Origin of the sequence: Fluviirhizobium alvei (assembly GCF_030551875.1) — a bacterium.
Lineage (GTDB): Bacteria > Pseudomonadota > Alphaproteobacteria > Rhizobiales > Rhizobiaceae > Rhizobium_E > Rhizobium_E alvei.
The window spans coordinates 183,508-205,648 of sequence record NZ_JAUOZU010000007.1 but is presented as its reverse complement, the minus strand read 5'-3'; the positions used below and the strand labels follow the sequence as shown (position 1 = coordinate 205,648).

At 59.6% G+C, this 22,141-nt stretch carries 20 protein-coding genes; 11 read left to right on the top strand and 9 right to left on the bottom strand.

Annotation, left to right across the window (positions count from 1 at the left end; all coding sequences use genetic code 11):
- Positions 1 to 108 precede the first annotated feature (108 nt).
- Together Q4481_RS10285 and Q4481_RS10280 are read right to left on the bottom strand one after the other, a co-directional pair.
- Positions 109 to 873, bottom strand: coding sequence for a DUF1365 domain-containing protein (locus tag Q4481_RS10285; RefSeq protein WP_304376267.1), 765 nt, complete (start codon positions 871 to 873; stop codon positions 109 to 111).
- Entirely contained in the window at positions 870 to 2,210 is a 1,341-nt protein-coding gene (locus Q4481_RS10280) for an NAD(P)/FAD-dependent oxidoreductase (RefSeq protein ID WP_304376578.1), read from the bottom strand. The genes Q4481_RS10285 and Q4481_RS10280 overlap by 4 nt, the downstream gene beginning before the upstream one ends.
- A gap of 217 nt (positions 2,211 to 2,427) precedes the next feature.
- On the opposite strand from Q4481_RS10280, the gene Q4481_RS10275 reads away from it, so the two are divergent.
- From Q4481_RS10275 to Q4481_RS10265, 3 genes are read left to right on the top strand one after another with little or no spacing between them, the layout of a single operon-like run.
- Positions 2,428 to 3,009, top strand: coding sequence for a sigma-70 family RNA polymerase sigma factor (locus Q4481_RS10275; protein WP_304376266.1), 582 nt, complete (start codon positions 2,428 to 2,430; stop codon positions 3,007 to 3,009).
- Positions 3,006 to 3,665 (top strand): ChrR family anti-sigma-E factor, encoded by a 660-nt coding sequence (locus tag Q4481_RS10270; protein ID WP_304376265.1) that lies wholly within the window; start codon positions 3,006 to 3,008, stop codon positions 3,663 to 3,665. Before Q4481_RS10275 ends, Q4481_RS10270 begins: the two co-directional genes overlap by 4 nt.
- Before the next feature lie 3 nt (positions 3,666 to 3,668).
- Positions 3,669 to 4,451, top strand: coding sequence for a DUF1295 domain-containing protein (locus tag Q4481_RS10265; RefSeq protein ID WP_304376264.1), 783 nt, complete (start codon positions 3,669 to 3,671; stop codon positions 4,449 to 4,451).
- Between the two features lie 21 nt (positions 4,452 to 4,472).
- Here Q4481_RS10265 and Q4481_RS10260 read toward each other — a convergent pair whose 3' ends face one another.
- Entirely contained in the window at positions 4,473 to 4,883 is a 411-nt protein-coding gene (locus tag Q4481_RS10260) for a DUF2177 family protein (protein ID WP_304376263.1), read from the bottom strand.
- Positions 4,884 to 5,022: 139 nt separating this feature from the next.
- Between Q4481_RS10260 and Q4481_RS10255 the strand changes: the two genes are divergently transcribed.
- Positions 5,023 to 5,910: a DMT family transporter gene (locus Q4481_RS10255; protein WP_304376262.1), complete on the top strand. Its 888-nt coding sequence runs from the start codon at positions 5,023 to 5,025 to the stop codon at positions 5,908 to 5,910.
- Positions 5,911 to 6,048: 138 nt separating this feature from the next.
- Positions 6,049 to 7,389: an Nramp family divalent metal transporter gene (locus Q4481_RS10250; protein ID WP_304376261.1), complete on the top strand. Its 1,341-nt coding sequence runs from the start codon at positions 6,049 to 6,051 to the stop codon at positions 7,387 to 7,389.
- A gap of 8 nt (positions 7,390 to 7,397) precedes the next feature.
- Here Q4481_RS10250 and Q4481_RS10245 read toward each other — a convergent pair whose 3' ends face one another.
- The 5 genes from Q4481_RS10245 to Q4481_RS10225 form a co-directional block, all read right to left on the bottom strand.
- The gene (locus tag Q4481_RS10245) at positions 7,398 to 7,763 is read right to left on the bottom strand and encodes a VOC family protein (RefSeq protein ID WP_304376260.1); all 366 of its coding nucleotides are present in this window, start codon (positions 7,761 to 7,763) and stop codon (positions 7,398 to 7,400) included.
- A gap of 138 nt (positions 7,764 to 7,901) precedes the next feature.
- Positions 7,902 to 9,674 carry a DEAD/DEAH box helicase gene (locus Q4481_RS10240; RefSeq protein WP_304376259.1) on the bottom strand — a complete coding sequence of 591 codons (1,773 nt, stop codon included), beginning with the start codon at positions 9,672 to 9,674 and terminating at the stop codon, positions 7,902 to 7,904.
- Positions 9,675 to 9,983: 309 nt separating this feature from the next.
- Complete coding sequence (locus tag Q4481_RS10235; protein WP_304376258.1) at positions 9,984 to 11,336, bottom strand: sensor histidine kinase; 1,353 nt, start codon at positions 11,334 to 11,336, stop codon at positions 9,984 to 9,986.
- On the bottom strand, positions 11,333 to 12,001 hold the full coding sequence (locus tag Q4481_RS10230) for a response regulator transcription factor (RefSeq protein WP_304376257.1): 669 nt from the start codon (positions 11,999 to 12,001) through the stop codon (positions 11,333 to 11,335). The genes Q4481_RS10235 and Q4481_RS10230 overlap by 4 nt, the downstream gene beginning before the upstream one ends.
- A gap of 130 nt (positions 12,002 to 12,131) precedes the next feature.
- Positions 12,132 to 12,479 carry a PepSY domain-containing protein gene (locus Q4481_RS10225; protein ID WP_304376256.1) on the bottom strand — a complete coding sequence of 116 codons (348 nt, stop codon included), beginning with the start codon at positions 12,477 to 12,479 and terminating at the stop codon, positions 12,132 to 12,134.
- 132 nt (positions 12,480 to 12,611) lie between these two features.
- Here Q4481_RS10225 and Q4481_RS10220 point away from each other — a divergent pair, with 132 nt between their 5' ends.
- Together Q4481_RS10220 and Q4481_RS10215 are read left to right on the top strand one after the other, a co-directional pair.
- On the top strand, positions 12,612 to 12,887 hold the full coding sequence (locus tag Q4481_RS10220) for a PepSY domain-containing protein (protein WP_304376255.1): 276 nt from the start codon (positions 12,612 to 12,614) through the stop codon (positions 12,885 to 12,887).
- Entirely contained in the window at positions 12,887 to 13,450 is a 564-nt protein-coding gene (locus tag Q4481_RS10215) for a cytochrome b/b6 domain-containing protein (protein WP_304376254.1), read from the top strand. The genes Q4481_RS10220 and Q4481_RS10215 overlap by 1 nt, the downstream gene beginning before the upstream one ends.
- A gap of 85 nt (positions 13,451 to 13,535) precedes the next feature.
- Here the strand turns inward: Q4481_RS10215 and Q4481_RS10210 are convergent, their stop codons facing one another.
- A complete protein-coding gene (locus Q4481_RS10210) occupies positions 13,536 to 15,110 on the bottom strand; it encodes a trimethylamine methyltransferase family protein (protein ID WP_304376253.1) in 1,575 nt (524 codons plus the stop codon).
- Positions 15,111 to 15,395: 285 nt separating this feature from the next.
- Here Q4481_RS10210 and Q4481_RS10205 point away from each other — a divergent pair, with 285 nt between their 5' ends.
- The 4 genes from Q4481_RS10205 to der all read left to right on the top strand — a co-directional run bounded on the left by Q4481_RS10205 (position 15,396) and on the right by der (position 22,119).
- Positions 15,396 to 19,172, top strand: a complete 3,777-nt coding sequence (locus tag Q4481_RS10205) for a PAS domain-containing hybrid sensor histidine kinase/response regulator (RefSeq protein WP_304376252.1) — start codon at positions 15,396 to 15,398, stop codon at positions 19,170 to 19,172.
- A 137-nt stretch (positions 19,173 to 19,309) separates the two neighbouring features.
- The gene (locus Q4481_RS10200) at positions 19,310 to 19,894 is read left to right on the top strand and encodes an NnrU family protein (RefSeq protein ID WP_304376251.1); all 585 of its coding nucleotides are present in this window, start codon (positions 19,310 to 19,312) and stop codon (positions 19,892 to 19,894) included.
- Between the two features lie 89 nt (positions 19,895 to 19,983).
- The gene (locus tag Q4481_RS10195; RefSeq protein ID WP_304376577.1) at positions 19,984 to 20,655 is read left to right on the top strand and encodes a tetratricopeptide repeat protein; all 672 of its coding nucleotides are present in this window, start codon (positions 19,984 to 19,986) and stop codon (positions 20,653 to 20,655) included.
- A 33-nt stretch (positions 20,656 to 20,688) separates the two neighbouring features.
- Positions 20,689 to 22,119 (top strand): ribosome biogenesis GTPase Der, encoded by a 1,431-nt coding sequence (gene der, locus Q4481_RS10190; protein ID WP_304376250.1) that lies wholly within the window; start codon positions 20,689 to 20,691, stop codon positions 22,117 to 22,119.
- Positions 22,120 to 22,141 lie beyond the last annotated feature (22 nt).

Below are 22,141 nucleotides of genomic sequence, written 5' to 3'. Positions count from 1 at the left end.
TGGTGGCAACAGTCGCAATTGCCTCTCCCAGAATTGTTCAGTGCTCTACAGATTTCGTCCAAAAAATAGGCGTATTGAGCAAACTGTCGGCAGAAATAGTCATTGCATTCAGTTTGCGGTACCGGGATGACGGAATATCTTGAGGCCCTTCAACCAGAGACGCAGTGCCTCGTAATGAATGCCGGCGATGACCTTGAGCGTCATCAGCGGAAATGCGATGAACTGCCGCAGCAATTCCCGGTCGGTCAATGGCCGCCGTTTCATCGCCATGGTGGCGGTCAGCACCAGCCCATCGCGATCACGGTCGCGGATGGCGATCGAGAAATCGTCTTTCGGTGGATGAACGATAAAATCGTAGGCGAGATCCATCGGCAGGAACGGCGAGACGTGGAAGGCTTTTGCGCAGGTCTGGGTGATCGGCAAAGCGGCGGACGCATCGACGGGCAGGGCATAGATGTGGCGTTCGCCGAACGTGTTGTGGACTTCATAGAGGATGGCGGCGAGCCGCTTGTCCGCCGCATAGCAGAAATGAACGGTCAGCGGATTGAATGCATAGCCGAGAAGGCGCGGCATCGTCATCGACCGGATCGTTGCATCTGGACCAAGCGCGATCCCTTCGCGATCAGCCAAATCCAACAGACGCTCCTTCAGCGTTCCCAGCCCGTCGGGGCCGAAATCCTTCTCATGGATGGAGAAGAGGTTGAAACGGCCGACCGAGAGAAGGCGCAGTCTTCCATCAAGCGTTTCGAGCTCATCGAGATCGATCAGCAGCTGGAACAGGCTGTAACGCAGGAAATGCCGCTTCGGCTTCAGGCGGCGATGCGCCACCGAACCATAATAGACTGCGGACTGGCCTTCCTCGCGTCTGCTCATTCCGCTGCCATTGCCTCCGCATCGGCATGATCGCCGAGCACGATTCTACCGGATTCGTTGGCGACCGACCATGGACGGCGCACGTCACCCAGTTGCTCGGCGACCGCGAGGCCGGCCTGAAGACCGTCTTCATGGAACCCGGCGCCGAAATAGGCGCCGGCAAACCACACTCCGCCGTGGCCTTGCAGCGACCATAGGCGTTGCTGGGCCGAAATCGCATGGTGATCAAACATCGGATGCTCATAGGTCACACGGTAATGGACCTGGGCGGGATCCGGATCGGTCAGCGGATTGAGCGACAGGAAAAGCGGATTGTTGGGATCAATGCCCTGCAGGCGGTTCATCCAGTAGGTGACGCTCAAGGCATCCGCCCGCGACCTGTCGGCGAGATAGTTCCAGCTCGACCAGGCCCTTTTCCGCTTTGGCATCAGGCGGCGATCCGAGTGCAGGACGGCTTCGTTGACGCTGTAGCGGAAGGCACCGAGAATGCTCTGCTCGGAGGGTGTCGGGCGGGCAATCATGGCGAGGGCCTGGTCGGCGTGGCAGGCAAGAACGACATGGTCGAATATTTCGGATTGGCCGGTCTCATCGATCACCGAAACGCCATGGGGCTGACGAACGATCTTGTGAACGCCGCAGTTCAACCTCGGACGTTCGCCGATTTCGGACAGCATGCGGTTGACATAGTTGCGGCTACCACCCTTGACCGTTTTCCAGATCGGTCGACCGGAAACTTTAAGAAGTCCGTGATTTTCGCAGAAGCGGACGAAGCTCTTGGCCGGATAGGCGCCGACGGATCCGGCCGGCGTCGACCAGATCGCGGCCGCCATCGGGTAGAGGTGGTCGTCGCGGAAAGCGCGGCCGTAACCCTTGCGGTCGAGATAGGAATCAAGGCTTTCCAGCCCCATCAGCTCGAGGTCGGCCGGGGCCTCGCGATAAAAGCGCAGGATGTCGCGCAGCATGCTGAGGAAGCGCAGGTTCACCAGATTGCTTTTCTGCGCGAAGATGCCGGCAAGATCGGTTCCGGAATATTCGAGCTTGCCGTGGTCGAGCGACACCGCGAAGGACATCTCCGTATCGACCGTTTTCACATCGAGATGTTTGAACAGCGCCGTCAGGTTCGGATAGGTCACTTCATTGAAGACGATGAAGCCTGTATCGACGGGAACCGGACCCATTGCGGTCTCGGCAACAACGGTATTGGAATGCCCGCCCGGCCGGCTGTCGGTTTCATAGAGCCTGACGTCATGCTTTTTGGAAAGCAGCCAGGCGGCTGACAGCCCGGATATGCCGGAGCCTATGACCGCGATCTTGAGTGGTGGTGTCGTTCCGGTCATCCGCTGCAGCAAGTGAGCTTCCTTTCGCGATAGATCGTTTGTTTTTTCTGGGTTATGTACGAAGCACGTGCGGGGGAGGATCACCGGGCGCCGGAGAGTTTTTTGTCAGTCTTCTGTGATCCGTCAAAACAGCACATGCGTAATTGGGGCTATGAATGCGAAAACGTCAAAAGACTCGAGGGACATCGGTCCCAGGCCCGCGCTCCGGACGCTCTTCATGAGTGGATCGGATGATCGCGCATGGATGCCGACGGCCAGTGATCTGGCTGAACTGCTGGGGCTAGTCGCCGTCCATCAGGACCGACAGGCTTTCGCGGCCCTGTTCCGATTCTATGCGCCTCGTCTGAAGTCCTTCCTGTTGCGGCAGGGCTTTTCCGACAGCGAATGCGAGGATCTGATTCAGGAAGCGATGCTCAATGTCTGGCGTCGTGCCGCAAGCTTCGACATTGCCAAAGCCGGTGTATCGACCTGGATTTTCACGATTGCGCGCAATGCCGGGATTGATCGGCGCCGGCGCGAGGCGAGGGCGTTGCAGCCAGCCTATGAAGATCCGGTCGAGGAGTCCGATCCGGCGCCCAGCGCCGAGGGAGAGCTTATCAGTCGGCAGAGCGAGCAGCAGGTGCGGGCCGCACTGGAACGTCTGCCGCCCGATCAGGCGACGGTCATCCGGCTGTCCTACTATTCGGACAACCCGCAATCCGAGATCTCGAAGGCGCTCGGCATTCCCCTTGGTACGGTTAAATCGCGCATGCGGCTGGCGCTCCAGCGCTTGCGCCAGCTGATGGAAGAGCGCGAATGACGATGACCCAACATATTGCGAGCGACGACGTTCTTTTGCGTCATTCGTCGGGACGTCTGTCGGCCGCCCATGCGCTCGTTCTGGATTGCCATCTGGAAATGTCTGCCGAAGCAAGGTCGCGCTATTCCCATATGGAGGCGCTCGGCGGGATGCTGCTGGAAGAGTTGCCGCTGGCACAGGTTGGCGACGACCTGTTCGAAAAGACGCTTGCGCGCCTGAACCAGCCGGTCGTTGCAACGCCCCGGCGTGTTCCGCATTACGATCACCAGCGCCTGGCCATGGGGGTGGATGTTCCCACACCGCTGCGGCATCGGCAGATCGGAAACTGGCGGTGGATGGGCCCCGGCATGCGCTTTGCCCGGATCGAAATGCCGGAAGACCCGACAATCAACCTGGTTCTGTTGCGGATTGCCGCTGGCCAGCGAATGCCGGAACATGGGCATTCCGGCAAGGAACTCACGCTCATTCTCAAGGGGGCCTTCAGCGATGAAAGCGGCCGCTACACGGTGGGGGATCTTGCCGAAGAGGATGGTGAAACCGAACATCGGCCGATCGTCGATACAGATGGGGAATGCATCTGTCTTGCCTCGATCGAGGGGCCGATGCGCCCGCACGGCTGGGCCGCGCGGCTCTTCCAGCCTTTCATCGGGCTTTGAGCCATGACCGTGGCGATCATCATCGCCGCGCTGTGGATGGTCCTTGCCATGGCGATCCTGTGGAGCCGCTCGGAAAAGAGCGGCGTTTCCGGTGAGATCGATGGCGGCTGGGCGCTTTCGACCGGGATTGCCTGCCTCATCATGGCCCTCTGGCCCGGAGAGGGCTGGCTGCCGGAACCGCGACAGGTGGTCGTGGCAATTCTTTCTTCGATCTGGTCCTATCGGCTTGGCCGGCACATCTTTTCGCGCAATGGACCGGCGGGCGATGATCCCCGTTATGCCGCCTTGCGTCGCCAGTGGCAGGAGCGGGCTTCGGTCCGCATGTTTCTCTTTCTGCAAAGCCAGGCCGTTGCTGGTCTCATTCTCGCTTTCGCTGTCTATGTCGTTGCTCATCGGGACTCCGGGTTTCCCGATCTTTTCGATCTGATCGGAGCCGGGGTCGCTATCTTTGCACTCGTCAATGAAGCGCGCGCTGATGCACAGCTTGCGTCCTATCGGCGTCAGAAGGACCGAGCACCAGTTTGTGAAATCGGCTGGTGGGGGCGCAGCCGTCACCCGAATTACTTCTTCGAGTTTCTGTTCTGGTTCGGACTTGCCTTGATGGGCGTCGACTGGCGGCTGGATGAATTGATGGGATTGCTTGCTTTCGTCGCGCCCGCGATGATGTACCATCTCCTGACGAAGGTCTCCGGTATTCCGCCGCTGGAAGAGCATATGCTGGCCAGCCGCGGCGAAGCCTATCGCGACTACATGGAGCGGGTGCCGCCCTTCTTCCCGAAATGGTAGAAGAGCGGCAGAGATGTGGGCCTATCCGCGGTTCGTGAACCAGAGTGTCACAAGCGTGCCGACATAGGCGGCAATGGCGCTTGCGATCATGCCCCAGGCCATGTCGAGAACAGTAATCGTTACCGGCCAGTTCTTCAGCGTCGCCTGGTTGGTGAGATCGTAGGTCGCATAGGCGATGAGACCGAACAGGCCGCCATAGACAAGTGCCATCACCGGGCGGCCGGATGTCAGACCGGACTGAACCCCGAACACCACCAGGCCGACGCCATAGATCAGATAAAAAAGCACTGCGGGCAAAAGCAGGAAGCGATCGAGCACCAGGTCACCCATCAAAGGCTTATAGACCCTGGAGGCCATGGTGCCGAGCCAGATGGCGTCGAGAACGAGGAAACTGGCTAGAGAAGAAACATAGGCAATGACTGCATTTCGCATGGAAACCTCCGTGGTGTTTGTCTTGATACGTAGCGAAGCTGGAGGTGGTTCAAAATGCGCGGTGGTTACGTGTTTTGACCTTCGTCAGCCAATGGTATAGGGCTGCGCCGGTCATCGTTTTCATTGCAAAGGCCCTTCCTTGTCTCTTGAGCGTCTTGCGCCGGCCTTGTTCGTGCTTCTCTGGTCGACGGGCTGGATCGCGCCCGTCTATGGTATCGGCCATGCTTCCGCGGAAATCTTTCTGGTGGTGCGTTTCGCGCTCGCCGCGCTTGCCTTTGCCGGCTTGAGCCTGATCATGGGCGCGCGCTGGCCGCGTGAACCGAAAGCGATGCTGCATGCGACGATCTCGGGCATGCTGCTGCATGGTGTCTATCTCGGCGGTGTCTGGTGGGCGATCTTCAATGGCGTCCCAGCATCGGTATCTGGCGTCATCGCCGCTCTGCAGCCTCTGATGACGGCAGCGCTTGCGCCGTGGCTCGTGCGGGAACGCCTCTCGCTCGTGCAGATCACGGGCCTGGTGCTGGGACTCGTCGGCATTCTGATTGCGCTTTCGCCCAGCATGGCGGGCGTGACGGCGGAAACCTTCTCTGCCCAGGGGCTGCCGATCCTGATCAATGTCGGCGCGATGGTCGGCGCCGTTCTCGGAACACTCTACCAGAAACGTTATCTCCAGGTCGGCGATCTGCGCACGATCGGCACCTTTCAATATCTCGGAGCATTTCTGGTCGTGGCGGTATTGGCGCTGATCGTCGAGGAGCCGCATTTCGATTTCAGCCTGCCGCTGATGGGTGTTTTGCTCTGGTCGGTGTTCGGCCTGTCTATGGGGGCCGTCGGGCTTCTGCTTTATCTGGTGCGGCGAGGTCAGGTCGCGCGCGCCGCCTCCCTGATCTATCTCATCCCGCCGACGGTCGCGGTCGAATCCTTCCTCTTGCTCGGCGAACCGTTGCAGCCCATGATGATCATCGGGACCCTTATCGTCGTCGTCGGCCTGTGGCTGGCCGGACGCAAGACGAACGCAACCACCTGAAAATCTTTAATCGGCGCTCGTCCTCCCGCCCTTTCGGGCGGGTGCCTTCGCACGTCCCGCATTTGCTGAATTTTGCAATTGCCAATCCGAATTGCGAGTCTATATTAAGAATAATTCTCAATAGCAGAAAAGTCGATCATGGACGCGCGCAGCAAATCGAACGACGGATGGAGAGTGGATCGTGGCGAGGCGCCGCTTGCGGATGTGCACCGCTCGATCAAGGTGTCGCCCAATGCGAGCTGGCTCAAGCGCATGTTGTCGTTCGTCGGTCCTGGCTACATGGTCGCGGTCGGTTACATGGATCCCGGCAACTGGGCCACCTCGCTCGCGGGCGGTTCGAAATTCGGTTATATGCTGCTGAGCGTGGCGCTGATCTCCAATATCATTGCCATCATCCTGCAATCGCTTTCCGCCCGGCTGGCGATCGCCTCGGGGCGGGATCTGGCGCAGGCCTGCCGCGATGCCTATCCGAAGCCGGTCGCCTATATTCTGTGGCTGCTGGCTGAACTGGCGATCATTGCTACCGATATTGCGGAAGTGATCGGTACTGCGATTGGCCTCAACCTGATTTTCGGTATTCCGCTCGAACTCGGAGTCATCATCACGGCGCTCGACGTCTTCCTCATCCTTTACCTGCAGAAGCTTGGCTTCCGCTGGATCGAAGGTTTCGTAGTGGCGCTCCTCGCCGTGATCGCCGTCTGTTTCGCGATCCAGATCGCCATGGCCGATCCTGTGTGGGGGGATGTGATCCGCGGCTTTGCACCGACGGTCGAGATCGTGAATAATCGCGACATGCTCTTTCTGGCGCTCGGCATTCTTGGCGCCACCGTGATGCCGCATAATCTCTACCTGCATTCGGGCATCGTGCTGACGCGCGATTTCGGCGACACGATCCCTGAAAAGCGGCAGGCGCTGACCTTCGCGACCATCGATTCGACCGTGGCGCTGATGTTTGCGCTTTTGATCAATGCCTCGATCCTGATTCTGGCGGCTGCGGCCTTCCATCACAATGGTCGGACGGATGTCGCCGAACTGGGCGATGCGCATACGCTCCTGGCGCCGCTTCTCGGTTCTGCGATCGCTCCGACGCTCTTCGGCATCGCGCTGCTTGCCTGTGGGATCAACTCGACCGTGACAGCAACCCTGGCCGGCCAGATCGTGATGGAGGGTTTCATCCAGTTCAGGTTACCCGCATGGATGCGGCGACTGATCACGCGCGGTATCGCCATCGTGCCGGCCGCTGTCGTGACGATCTTCTATGGCGAAAGCGGTACGGGCAAGCTTCTCATTCTCAGTCAGGTTGTTCTCAGCCTGCAACTGTCCTTCGCGGTCTTTCCGCTGGTGTTGTTCACGGCCGACCGCGCCAAGATGGGCGCGCTTGCGGCGCCCCGCTGGCTGGTCGTCCTATCTCTTTTGATCGCCATCTTCATCGCAGGGCTGAACATGAAGCTGCTCTATGATGTATTCTCAGTTCTTTAGGGCCTCAATCAGGCCATCTGGAGGGCGATGCGGTTGCCTTCGGAATCGCTGATTTCCGCGACATAGATGCCGTTGGTCGCGAGTGTCTTGGGAAAAAGGATTTCGCTTCCCTGGGCGATCGCCTTTTCGATTGTTGCATCGATATCCTTGACGACGAAGTAGAGAATGGCACCATTAACTGTGGGGACATAGGCCGGTCCTTCGCAGAGCGCGCCGCTGGCGCCTTCGCGCGTTTCGTCGAACGGAAAAAAGGCCATGCGACTGTCGTGAAGCAGGACGGTGTCGGAAAATTCGATATCAAACAGGGTTGTATAGAAACGGACGGCTCTTTCCAGATCCGTGACCGCGATTTCCACGTGGGAGATGATGTTCATCCGATTGTCTCCAAGTTTGAGCTTATATAGGACGCAAAAAGGGCCCGGCGAGAGGCCGGGCCCAAAATCACTCGCTCTGCGGCAAAATTAGAGCAACAGAGCGTCGCTCACCGCAAATTTACATTATTTTACAAAGGCTCACCCTTGGGTGCCGGCCTTGCGGCCGCCGCCATTGCCACTGCGCTGGCGATAACGCTGCTGACCGCCGCCGCGATGGTCGGTACGCTTGTCACCGCGCTTCTCTCCCGGCTGCTGCGGACGGGCGGGTTTGCGGGCTTCGGCGTTACCGACGAAATTGTCGTCGTTGGCAAAACCGGCGAGCCGGGCCGGCTGATGGCGATTGGCGCCGGACGCAGCCTTGTCGCCGACTGCAGCTTGCTTGCGCTCCTGGCCTTCGGGCCGTGGACCACGGTGGCGGTTGTCCTTGCGATTGTCGCCTCGGGCCTCGGTGCGCGCGTCACTCCTGCCTTCCGCACGGTTCTCCGAGCGGGGCGCGCCTTCGCCGCCAAACGGCTTCTGGCGCTGCTCATTTGTCTGGGCACGGTCCTGACGGTCAGCGAAGCTGCGACGATCCGGACGCGGACGGCGTGCCTTGCGGCGACCGGCGAAATCGGGATCTTCGGCCAGATCCTTCACGACCACGAATTCGGCGTCGGCCTTGGCCTTGCGCTCTTCGGCGCGCTGGCCGGCCTGCTCGCGTTCCTCGCGCGGACCACGGCTTTCCGGACGGCGACCGCGATGACCTTCGCCGCCGCTTGCCGCCTTTTTCTTGCCTTGCCATTCGTGACGATCGCCGCTGGCGACCGGGATGGCGATGCCCATCAGCTTCTCGATATCATAGAGAAGCTTGATATCCTCGGGACCGCACAGCGCAATCGCCTGGCCTTCGCGGCCGGCACGTGCGGTACGGCCGATGCGGTGGACATAGGTGTCGGGAACGTTGGGCAGATCGTAGTTGTAGACATGGCTGACGCCTGGAACGTCGATGCCGCGCGCAGCGACGTCCGTCGCCACAAGGGTCGCGATCTCGTTTTCGCGGAAGGCCTTCAGAGCCCGGTCGCGCTGGCCCTGGCTCTTGTTGCCATGGATGGAGGCGACAGAGAAGCCGCTGTGATCCAGGTGGCGCGACAGTTTTTCGGCACCATGCTTGGTCTTGCAGAAAATCAGCGACAGGCCCTTGTTGGCCTTGAGCAGGTCCTTCAGCAGGGCGGTCTTGTGATCGCGGCCAAGCACGAAATGGACCTGCTGATCGATCCTGTCGGCGGCCTTGCCCGGCGGGGTCACGGAGACCTGCACCGGATCGGTCAGGTAGTTTACAGAGAGATCGGCAATCGCTTCCGGCATGGTGGCCGAAAACAGCATCGTCTGGCGACGCTTCGGAACCATCTTCACGATCTTCTTGAGATCGTGGATGAAGCCGAGATCGAGCATCTGGTCAGCTTCATCGAGCACGAGATAGCGGGTTGCCGAAAGATTGAGTGCCTTGCGATCGCAGAGATCGAGCAGGCGGCCCGGGGTAGCGACGAGAATGTCGACGCCCTTTTCGAGGATCTTGGCCTGCACGTTGATCGAGGCGCCACCGACGACAGCCGTCTGCTTGAGCGGTGATTTGCGGGTGAAAACTTTCAGGCTTTCGGCGATCTGGTTCACCAGTTCGCGCGTCGGCGCCAGAATGAGGGCACGACAGGCCTTGGGTTCGGCCTTTACGCCTTCCTTGATCAGGCGGGCAATGATCGGCAGGCCGAAACCGAGTGTCTTGCCGGTGCCGGTCTGGGCGAGGCCAATGAGATCGCGGCCTTCGAGGAGATGGGGAATTGCCTGCGCCTGGATCGGCGTCGGTGTTTCGAAGCCATTGGCTGCGAGCGTATCGAGGAGATATTGCGAGAGGCCGAGCGTTTGAAAGCTGGACAAATTGGTACTACCTTTCGGGGTGCCAAACGACCTTACCGGACAGGCACCATTGCCTTCCGGTTCGTCTGGCCCAAGAACCCCGCGTGAAATGGGAACTTGCTGTTCGTTTATGGATATGCTTTCCGGCACTGGGCCGCCGTGTCGGCGGTCATAAATGATCCGTGCTTTGCCTCTTCAAACGAAATCCTTGGCTCGTGCGGGCAGCTCACGCGGCGCCCTCGAGGGGAAAGCTGGTGCTCATGTCGTTCATTCGCCCGACAATGTCAAGGGGAAAGGCGGAGGATGATTGCCGCTCATTTGAGCGCATGCTTACCGAAGCGGCACCGAAACCCGTGCCTCGAAGCCGCCTTCCGGCCGGTTTTCAAGTGTGAGATCAAGCCCATAGACATCGATGATCTCACGCACGATCGACAGTCCGAGGCCGCTGCCGGGCTTTCGATGATCGAGGCGAACACCACGCACGGTCAGGCGTGCAAGGTCGTCGTCCGGAACTCCTGGACCATCATCGGCAATCTGGATGGTCCAGCGATCGGGCAATGTTTCTGTTGCGATCCGGATGCGGCTCCTCGCCCATTTGCTGGCATTCTCGAAAAGATTGCCCAGCATTTCTCGCAGATCATTCGGATCGATCGGCAATTCCGGATCGGCATCTAGTTCCACCGACCAGTCGAGACGTTCGCCGGCTTCGGTCCGGTTCAGCGTCTTGACCAGGTCGCGGACGATCTTTCCGGGCTGCACATCGGAACGCCGCTGGTCGGGCGTGTTGGCAATGCGGGAGCGCGCCAGTTCATGGTCGATATGAGCGAGCATCGAGCCCGCCAGCATGTCGAGTTCCTCGGCGATTTCGGTTTCGCCGCGTTCGCGCAGGGTCAAGGCATCGTTGGAAATGACGGTCAGCGGGGTCTTCAATCCATGCGCCAGGTCGCTCGCGCGCTGGCGTGCGCGTTCGATCGCCTGTGCCTGGCTCTCCAGAAGCTGGTTGAGCCTTGCGACCAGCGGTGCCAATTCGCGCGGATAGGGGCCGGGAAGCGCCTTGAGCTTTCGCTGCCGGACGTTTTCCAGATCGTCTGCCACCTTGTCGAGCGGTTTGAGGCCGATCTTGAGCTGGACCAGGGACATGATGACGAGAAAGGCGGCCAGGGCCGTGATATAGGGCAGGAGATCACCGGCAAAATCGCGTTTGGCACTGTCGAGCGCTGCGGCATCAAGGGCTACCGCGATCCGGATCAGGCGCGTGCCGCCGGGCGCCACCACCTGCAGCGCCCGCTCAAGCACGATCACTTCGGCGCCTTCCGGCCCATTCAGTCGATAATGGTGGATGGTGCCGGCGGGATGGCCGTCGTTGGGCAACGGCAGCGCATAGTCGAAGAGGGAGGGCGAGCGGAGTTCTGTGCGTTGGTCGGCATCGAAGACCTGCCAGTAGAGGCCGCTATAGATCTGGAAGAAGCGGTTGTCGGCCGGGCTTGCCGGTGCAAGCAGCTTGCCAGTGGCATCGAAACGCAGATCGCCCGCCAGTCGGCTGATATGGCTGCTCAGTTCGGCATCGATCCGACGGCGGTAGCTCTCTTCAAACAGCGCGATCAGGAACCAGGCGGCAAAGACGAGTGCGATCGTGACGCTGGCGAGAGAGATAAGCGCGAAACGGACCCGGATCGACATCATTCCGGATCGTCCTGCGCTATCTGATAACCGAAGCCACGCCTTGTCAGGATGGCCTCCTTGCCGAGTTTTCGACGCAACCGCCCGATCAGAACCTCGACGGAATTGCTCTCGCGCTCGAAATCCTGGTGGTAGAGTTGCTCGGTCAGTTCCGCCTGCGATACGGCGCGTGTCCGGTGCTGCATGAGGGTGGCGACACAGCGATATTCGAGAGGGGTGACATCGACCTGCTTGCCATCGATGCTGACGGTCTGCTGGCGCATGTCCACCGAAACCGGACCGCTGCTCATCACCGGGCTTGCCTGGCCGGAATAGCGGCGCAGAACTGCCCGCAGGCGTGCCAGAAGCTCCTGCATCCGGAACGGCTTGCCAAGATAATCGTCGGCGCCGGCATCGATGCCTTCGACCCGTTCCTCCCAGTTGCCGCGTGCAGTTAAAACGATGACCGGCATGTTGCGGCCCGCAGCGCGCCAGCGCTTGAGAATGGCGAGCCCGTCGAGTTTCGGCAGCCCGAGGTCGAGCACAACGGCAGCAAAGTCTTCACTGTCGCCGGCATACCAGGCATCCTCGCCATCCGGTGCATGATAGACGTTGAAACCCGCAGCTTCGAGATGCCGGGTGACATCGCGGGCAATCATGGGATCATCTTCGGCCAGCAGAATGCGCATCAGGGTCAAGACTCAATCAGGTTTCGCGCGTCGCAGATACTCGATGAATGATCGATCCATCTTCAGATCCGCTTCTAAAACCGGACGATTTTTCCGCATACTACGCTCCAAATCCTGATTGAGTTTTGACCTAGTCGTTCTCGACCTCGAGGACCTTGCCGCTGCGGGCGTCGACTTCCACTTCGATCAGGTTGCCGTTGGCGGCTAGGATCTTGATCTCGTAGATGACTGTTCCTTTCTCCCCGTCGATCGAAAGATCGACGATTTCGCCGGGCCAGGCGGCCAGCACTTTCTGTTTTATGCTTGCGAGCGAGAGAAGCCGACCGGCGCGAACGCCTTCGAGCACGTCATCATAGTCCATGTCGCCATCATCGAATTGTCGATGATCGTCGCCATCTGCCCGCACATGCAACGGCATCGCCGCGCCCGCGAGGGACGCGATCAGGATTGCTGCAAGGCGGGTCCGTATCTTCTGCATGGGCAATGTTTACGTTCGTGAAGCTGACCGAAGCCTGACAGGACGGGTCACCCCTCTGTCAGGTTCGGCCGCCTAGGGTGCATTCAACGGTTCGGGCAATCAAGTCCGCCGCGTTGATCCAAGGAGATCCCGATGAAGTCAATCGTTCTCGCCGCCACCGTAGCACTTGCAGCTCTCGCGTCCACCGCTCATGCCGAATCCGACAAGTGCGGCAACGTTCCGAAGGACAAGTGGATGACGGAAGATGCGATCCGCGAAAAGGCCAAGGGCATGGGTTATGACGTCCGCAAGATCAAGATCGAGGACGGCTGCTACGAGGTTTACGCGATCGATGCCAAGGGCAGCAAGGTCGAGAGCCTCTTCAATCCGGAAACCGGCGCAGTCGTCGGCCAGGACGGTGACGACTGATGGTTGCCAACGCTGATGTGGTCGCAGGGGACGGCAAGAGCCCGTCCCCGACCGTGAAGGTCTGGGACCCGTTTGTCCGGATCTTTCACTGGTCGCTCGTTGGCCTGTTCGCCTTCTCGTTCCTGACGGGTGACGAATGGAAATCCGCGCACATCTATTCCGGATATGCCATCGGCACATTGATCCTGCTGCGGGTGCTTTGGGGGCTGGTCGGTTCCCGGCATGCACGTTTTTCGGATTTCATCTTCAGCCCAGGCACCGTTATCGGCTTCCTCTTCGATACGGTGCGGATGCGGGCGCAACGGTATCTCGGTCACAATCCGGCAGGGGGCGCCATGGTGGTGGCTCTGCTTCTGATGATCGCAGGCATTGCGACCAGCGGATACATGATGACCACGGATGCCTATTGGGGCATCGAATGGGTCGAAGAGCTGCATGAAACCCTGGTCTATCTGACCATCGGCCTTATTGCCCTGCATGTGGCAGGTGTCGTTCTGGCCAGTTTCGAACATCGCGAAAATCTCGTTCGCGCCATGTTCACCGGACGCAAGCGCCGGTCCTGAGTTCCGTAGCGTCGCGGCCTTGCACAAGCCGCGGCGAAGAGGCCCGGATGTGCTCCCCGCATCCGGGCCTTTGCCTGTGCTTCGATCAGAAATCGGTCGGCACGCCACCTTCTGCCTTGCGGCGGGCAACGAAGGCGTCGAGTTCTTCTTCGATCGCCGGATCGATGGCGGGGCGTTCATAGGCGGCAAGCTTTTCCTTCCAGACCCGGTTGGCATGATCGAACGTCGTCGGCTTGCCGGCTTCCACCCAGGTTTCATTGTTGCGCCAATCCGACAGGATCGGCGAATAGAAGGCCGTTTCATAGCGGTCGAGCGTGTGCTGGGTTCCGAAGAAATGGCCCCCCGGTCCGACATCCCGGATCGCGTCGAGCGCAAGCGTGTCGGGGCTTACGTCCAGAGGCTTGAGGAACTCTGCGACCATCTGCAGAAGGTCCACATCGAGAATGAATTTCTCGTAGGATGCGGTCAGCCCGCCTTCGGTCCATCCGGCCGAATGCATGATCAGATTGCCTCCGCCTTCGATCACGCCCCAGAGCGAGAAGACCGATTCGTACGCAGCCTGAGCATCGATCGTGTTGGCCGCATTGGTGTTTGAGGTACGGTAGGGAATGCCGTAACGGCGCGCGAGCTGGCCGCCGGCGATCACGGCCTTCATATATTCCGGCGTTCCAAAGGCTGGTGCGCCACTCTTCATGTCGACGTTGGAGGTGAAGCCACCATAGACGGCCGGCGCACCACGCCTCACCATCTGGGTGAAGGCCAGCCCTGCAAGAGCTTCGGCATTCTGCATCACGAGGGCGCCTGCGACGGTCACTGGCGCCATCGCACCTGCCAGAGTGAAGGGTGTCAGCACCACCACCTGGTTGGCGGACGACATTTCGATGATGCCCTGCATCATCGGTGCATCGAGCCGGAGCGGCGACGAGGAGTTGATGATCGTGAAGAGCGACGGTTCGCTTTCGAGTTGCTCGCGGCTGATGCCGCGGCCGATCCGGGCAATCTCGAGCGCATCCTGGTTGCGTTCCTTGCCGAGCGAATAGGCATGAAACACCTTGTCGGTGAGCTTGACGAGATCCGACAGGCAGTCGAGATGGCGCACCGATGCGTGGACATCGACCGGTTCCACCGGATAGCCGCCGGTCATATGCACGACATCGTAGCATTGGGCGAGCTTGACCAGATTGCGGAAATCCGCCTGGTTTCCGGTGCGGCGACCACCTTCCATGTCCGATACGAAGGGAGCGGATGCGATCTGCGCGAAAACGAGATTGTTGCCGCCGATGCGGACATTGCGGACCGGGTTGCGGGCATGCAGGGTAAATTCCGACGGGATGGTCGAGATCATGTCCATGATCAGGCCGCGGTCGAAACGCACGCGCTCGGTGCCCGCCTCAACATCGGCGCCGGCGGCCTTCATGCGCTCGCGCGCCTCGGGCAGGATCACATCGATGCCGATTTCTTCAAGAACGGTCAGCGATGCATTGTGGATTGCCTCAAGCTGGTCCTCGGAAATGAGATCGACCTTTTTACGGTCATTGATCAGGTTGAGATAGGACGGGCCGCTCATACGACGGGTACGATCCCCGCCGCGTCCGGACCTGCGACGACGCTGCTCTCCGACTTCTGTTTCGGTCAAGACTGTCTTGTTTTCTGCGGTCATCCTGGCTCCCCGGCATTCATGCTTGCATGGTTGGATCATCGCAGAACTGCTGCCGCCTGACAGCGGGCAAATACGACACGATTTCTTCGTTCCTTGGCGCAGGCAGCAAAGAGACTGCCCCGAATGCGGCGCGAACTCCGCGCAATGTTGGAGCAATAGGAGAAACAATCGGAGACGGTTTTCGGTGGGGAAACCGACCGGCGTTCCCCAGTCGAAATTTCGTTATGGTTAACCGATTGTTTATGACGCGAGTGCTAGAGCAGAAACACGCCTAGGGAGACGTGAGTGATCTATTACAGGGACCCGCTGCTCGAGAAAATCTGCGACCGCATCAACGGTCTGCCGACGCCTGCCTTTATCAAGAACAGCGAACTCGTCTATGTTGCGGTCAATCAGGCCTTTGCGGACCTGTTCAATGGAACGATTTCGGACTTCGTCGGCACGTCGAGCAGCGATCACGAGGAAATCGAATCCCTTCTGGGGCTTTATGACCGCGAGCGCGCCTGTATCGTCTTCGGAGAGGACCAATCCAGTCACTATGCCGATCCCTATGGACGTGGGCGCTACCGCGTCGAGCTCGAGCGCTTCACGCTCGCGGATGGCCAGACCTATCTCTATTGCATCTTTGGCGATCTCTCGGCGGTCTCGTCGAGTCTGTCCGACCATCAAAAACGCGATGAACCGGTCCTTGATATCGCTCCGGAACCTCCGGTAGCCGAAGAACAGCCAGAGCCGCAGATCAAGGGGGCGGGCGGCGGTATCGACATTCATCAAGCTGAACAACTGATCCGAGCCTTTGATGTCGGCATCTGCATCTGGAGCGCAGATGGAAGGCTGACCTACTATAATGAAAAGCTGGAAGAATATTACGGCCATGTCATCGGCCAGGTCTACCTCGGTATGCAAATCCGGGAGATCGCCGAGCTTGCCTACGACCGTATCATGCAACACTATCCGGCAACCCTCGCAAACTACACTGGCAGCCGCGAAGAGTGGATCGAGGCCCGGCTGAAGACCTATTCCAGCACCGAAAGCGAAGAATTTCTAAGATTGCCCAGTGGCATCTGGATCCGCAGTGTCAACCGCCGCCTGGATGACGGCAGCCTGGTCGGGCTCAGGATCGATGTCACCGAAGCGAAGAACCGGGAACTCGCGCTCGAGAAACATATCGAGGATGTTTCACTATACCGGACGCTTCTGGATCATCTGCCTGTCCCTTCCTACGCTCGTGATTCCGACCATCGACTGCTCTATGCCAATCCAGCCTTCGGGGACTTTTTCAACCTGCCGGTCGATACGCTCATCGGCACAACGGAACTTGACACCTATGGGTCGGTCGGTTTCGCGGTATGGGATGCGAACCAGAAGCTGCTAAATGACGGGCAAGCCTTCGAAATCGAGCGGCAAATCCGGACCGGCGACCAAAAGCTTGTCGATACAATCGGCAAGGTGTCGCGCCTGGTCACCGAGACAGGTGCCCGTTATGTCGTCGGCTCCTTCATGGATATCTCCGAGATGCGCCGGCATGAGCGGCAGATGCATGAAGCCAATGCCAAGGCAGAGGCGTTGCAGCGAGACTTCGAGCATATCGTCTCGGGTATCAATGTCGGCCTCATCCTTCTCGATTCTGACCTCAACATCCAGCTGGTCAACGATGCCTATCGCACTCGGATCTGGGGGGGCGCCGCCGATAGCTGGCAGGGCGAACTGGTCGGTCGCCCATTCGAGGATCTGCTTCGCCACAACTTCAAGGCGGGCCATACGCCGCAGAGCCATCCGGATTTGGAAAGCTACTGCCGCGACCGTCTGGAGGAGATCCGCCGCGGTCCGATCGATGCCAGAGAAGTCGTTTTCCACGACGGAACCGTGACGCTTTATTCCGGTATCAAACTGTCCAGCGGAAGCTATGTCCTGTCCTATGTCGACCTGACCGAGATGCGGATGCGCGATCTTGAGGCGCGTGAGGCGCATCTCGCTGCGGAACGCGCCTACAATCTCGTTCGGAACGCGACGGATGCCATGCCCGAGGGGCTGATGGTGCTCGAAGGCGATCAGATCATCCTCGCCAACCATTGCCTGGCCGACGTGATCAATGTGCCGGACCAACTGCTGGTGCCCGGTGGTCGCTGGGTCGATGTCTTCATGGAAACATCACGCCAGAACCCGGATCTGGATGAGCAGCAGATCGAGCAGCAGTTCCGCCGCTTCGAAGCGGCGGTCAATGAACGTCGCGCTGTTTCCTATAAATTTCGTCTCGATTCAGAGCGTTGGGTTCAGCTCGACATGCGGCCGCTGAGCAACGGCCAGATGGTCATTCTTTGTGACGACCATACCGAGGTCGTACGACGCGAAGCGGAACTGAAGCATCTTCTGGCGAAGGCCGAGGCTGCCGATAGGGCCAAATCCGAGTTTCTTGCCAATATGGGCATCGAAATCCGCACCCCGATGAACGGCATTCTGGGGATGGCGGAAATCCTCTCGAAATCGGGTCTCGATGCGCGGCAGAAAGCCTATGTCGACATCATCCAGAAATCCGGCAATGCGCTTCTGACGATCATCAAGGATATTCTCGATTTTTCGCGTATCGATTCCGGGCAGGTCCAGATCCGTTCGGCTCCGTTCGACCCATTTGCTGCCCTTGAGGATGTTGCAGTCCTGCATGCCGCCGCAGCCAGCGAAAAGGGCATCGAATTGATCATGCGCCACGAGGGCGAATTGCCGGCCGTCATCCTCGGCGATGCGGGGCGCTTTCGGCAGATCCTCTCGAACCTGATCGGCAATGCCGTCAAATATACCGAAAGAGGCCATGTCGTCGCCACCATGCGCAGCAGGAGCAGTGGCGACAACGAGGCGATGCTCGAAATCGATGTCGAGGACACCGGTATCGGTATCCCAGCAGAGAAGATCGAGCGCATTTTCGAAAAGTTCTCGCGGAGCGGTGCGGCTGGCCACAAGGAAGGGGCCGGTCTCGGACTGGCGATCTCGCAGCGTCTCGCCAATCTTCTGGGTGGCAACGTGACCGCCAGAAGCCAGGAGGGGCAAGGCTCCGTTTTTACGCTGACCCTGTCCGCTCCGGTGACCGCCGATCGTCCCAGGGTCGCTGATTTGCCAGCCATCGTGGAATCGTCGTCCGTTCTTCTGCTCGCAAAGAACCCGGTAAGCCGGACCTATCTCCAGTCCGAAATCCAGAGCTGGGGTTTCGATTGTGCTGCGGCAATGGATGCCTCTGTTTGCCTTTCGACATTGGCGTCAGCAAAGGCCGACCAGGTTCCGGTCGATGCCATCGTCCTGGATATCGATGCGACGGGTGGTTTCGGTCCCGAAATTGTCCGCCAGATCCGTCAGGATCGTTCCAACGATAGCACTGCGATCATCCTTCTCTCATCGCGCGAAACCTCCTCCCCGGACGGTTACATTGCCGTCCATGATATCGATGCGCATATCGCAAAACCCGTGCGTAGCGCCGTGCTCCGGGAAACGCTGATCGATGTCATTCGCAGCCGCCGGCGTCAAAACATCTGGACCAACCGGACCGGTTTGCCTGTCGCACGGACATTCGCGACCAAAGAACCGAATCCTGCAACGACTGCGCCTGCAGTAGCTTCGCCTTCGATCGCGATTGCCGATGTCGAACCGCCACCAGCCTCTGTCGAGGGGGCCTTCGACGTGCTTGTTGCCGAGGACAACGAAATCAACAAGATCGTTTTCGCCCAGATCCTCGACGGGATCGGCATCCGATATCACATCGCCTCAACAGGCATTGAGGCGATCGAGGCCTGGAAGCACGGCCGGCCCCTGATCATCTTCATGGATATGCTGATGCCTGAAATGGATGGTCTGGAAGCCTCCCGGCAGATCCGCGGCCTGGAACAGGGCAGCGGCGACCGCGTACCGATCATTGGCGTCTCGGCGGCCATATGCAACGGAGATCGCGATATGTGTCTGGAAGCCGGCATGGACGACATGATCGTCAAACCCTTGAGCCCCGAGCGGCTGGAAGAAAAGATCCGCATCTGGCTCGAGGATCGTCACAACGGCCTGCTCTTCGGAGAGCATGGTTAGCGCAAACCGCCGTGGGGCTGGAATTTCCTTCCTTTAGCAGATAAGAGCGTGGATCCGGTCGATCGTGATCGAGGCTTCGGTCTCCGCGCCGCCGGATTGTGCAATCAATCGCCGGCAATTGGTCGGAAGGCAGAAACATGGCTTTATTCGTCGCGGGGCTTATCCTCTTCATCGGACTTCACCTCATGCGGGTCCTGGCGCCCGGATTGCGGGAAAACCTGATCGCGCGCTTCGGAAAGACCGTGTTTCAGGCTGTCCACGGCATTCTCTCGATCGTTTTCCTTGCCCTGCTGGCCTACGGCTTCGGCGAGGCGCGGCAGGAGACCGACATTCTCTATGTGCCGCCGGTTTTCACCGCGCATATCACACTTCTGCTGATGCTGTTTGCAGCGATCATCTTTGCCTCCGGGCTGATGCCGGCCGGCTACATCAAGACCTACACGAAATTTCCGGTGACGCTGTCAGTGAAGATCTGGGCATTTGCGCATCTGCTTGCCAATGGTGAAACCGTGCAGGTCATCCTGTTTGCCGCTTTCCTGGCCTGGGCGGTGGTGTTGCGGATCTCCTACAAGCGTCGCGTTGCCTCGGGCGATATCGCGTTGCCGGTCTACAAATCCTGGATCTGGGACATTGCGGCGCTGGTGATCGGTGCTGCCTTCTACCTCGCCATGTTCAAGGGCTTGCATGAATGGCTCATCGGCGTGCCAGTGCTCGTCATGTGAGTTTCTTGAGCCGCCCCCTTACACGGGCGGTAAAATCGGTTAGAAGCGGTTAAACGACAGGCCGCAGGAAGACGGAACGAGCCATGACAATGATGAATAACGATGACAGCTTCATCCGCGAGGTGAACGAAGAACTGCGTTCCGAACAGATGAAAGCCGTCTGGAAGCGCTTCGGGCCGGTCATCATCGGCATTGCGGTGCTGATCGTTGTGGGCGTTGCCGGCAATGTGGCCTACCAATGGTGGGAAAACACCCAGAAGTCCGCCTCAGGCGACCGGTTCATGTCAGCCCTGCAGGCCGCTGGCCAGAACAATCTCGATGAAGCGCAGAAGCAGCTCGAAGCCCTGTCCAAGGACGGGTTCGGCTCCTATCCGCTGCTCGCCCGCATTCGCCTTGCCAGCCTCAAGGCCGATAAGGGCGATGTCGCTGCGGCCGTCTCGGATTTTTCCGCGATCGGCAAGGATGGCACCATTCCCGAGGCGGTTCGCAATGCTGTCAGGCTGCGGGCTGCCTGGCTGCTCGTCGATACCGGCACCTACGAGCAGGTTGCCGCCGAAGTCGAAGAACTTGCCGTTCCGTCCTCTGCCAACCGGTTCGGCGCGCGCGAAGCGCTTGGACTTTCGGCCTGGAAGGCTGGCGATTATGCCAAGGCGCGCGACTGGTTCCAGCTGATCGTTGACGATCAGGCATCGCCGTCCGGCGTCATGAACCGTGCCCGCACGATGCTGGATCTCATCACGGCCAGCGGCAAGCTGTCGTGATCCTGGTGAACCGGCGATAATACGGAGAGAAGAATGACATTCACCGTGGCTATTGTCGGTCGTCCGAATGTTGGCAAATCGACTTTGTTCAACCGACTGGTGGGCAAGAAGCTGGCGCTGGTGGACGATCTTCCCGGCGTCACCCGCGATCGTCGTCCCGGCGAGGCCAAGCTGATCGATCTCCGGTTCCGGATCATCGATACGGCCGGTCTCGAAGAGGCAGGCGAGGAAACGCTTCAGGGCCGCATGCGCGCCCAGACCGAAGCGGCCATCGATGAGGCCGATCTGACATTGTTCGTCGTCGATGCCAAGCTCGGTCTCACGCCGCTCGACAATACGCTGGCGGAAATGCTGCGTCGTCGCGGCAAGCCGGTGGTTCTGGTTGCCAACAAATCCGAAGCGCGCGGCTCCGATGCCGGCTTCTATGATGCCTATACGCTCGGGCTTGGCGAGCCTTGCCCGATTTCTGCCGAACATGGCCAGGGCATGATCGATCTGCGCGATGCGATCGTGGCTGCGATCGGCGAGGAGCGGGCGTTCGAAGATGACGATGACGTTGCAGAGACCGATGTCGACCTGCCGATCGACCAGGATCTGGTCGAAGGCGAGGAAGATGAGGTCGAACCGCTCTATGACGAAACCAAGCCGCTCAGGATTGCTGTCATCGGACGGCCGAATGCCGGCAAGTCGACGATGATCAACCGGTTTCTCGGCGAGGACCGTCTGCTCACCGGGCCGGAAGCGGGCATCACCCGCGATTCGATTTCGGTCGAATGGGAATGGCGTGGCCGCACGATCAAGATGTTCGACACTGCCGGCATGCGGCGCAAGGCGCGCGTGACGGAAAAACTGGAAAAGCTTTCGGTGGCAGATGCGCTGCGCGCGGTTCGCTTTGCCGAAATCGTCATCGTGGTGTTCGATGCGACGATCCCGTTCGAAAAGCAGGATCTGCATATCGTCGATTTCGCCGTCCGCGAAGGTCGCGCCGTCGTGCTCGCCTTCAACAAGTGGGACCTGATCGAGGACCGCCAGGCGGTGCTTGCCGATCTGCGCGAGAAGACGGAACGGCTGTTGCCGCAGATCCGTGGCGTGCGTGCGGTGACCGTGGCCGGCCAGACCGGTGAAGGGCTCGACCGGCTGATGCAATCGGTCATCGAGACCGACAAGATCTGGAACAAGCGGGTTTCGACGGCCAAGCTCAATCGCTGGCTGGAGTTCCAGACCCAGGGTCATCCGCCACCAGCTGTTTCGGGTCGCCGGATCAAGCTCAAATACATGACGCAGATCAAGGCCCGCCCGCCGGGCTTCATCATCAATTGTTCGCGGCCGGAAGCGCTACCGGAAAGCTACACCCGCTATCTCATCAACGGGTTGCGGCAGGATTTCGGGCTTTTGGGCGTGCCGATCCGGATCTCCTATCGCAGCAACGTCAATCCCTATGACGACAAGCGCAAGAAGCGCTGATCTCGGGGTCGACACCTGCCTT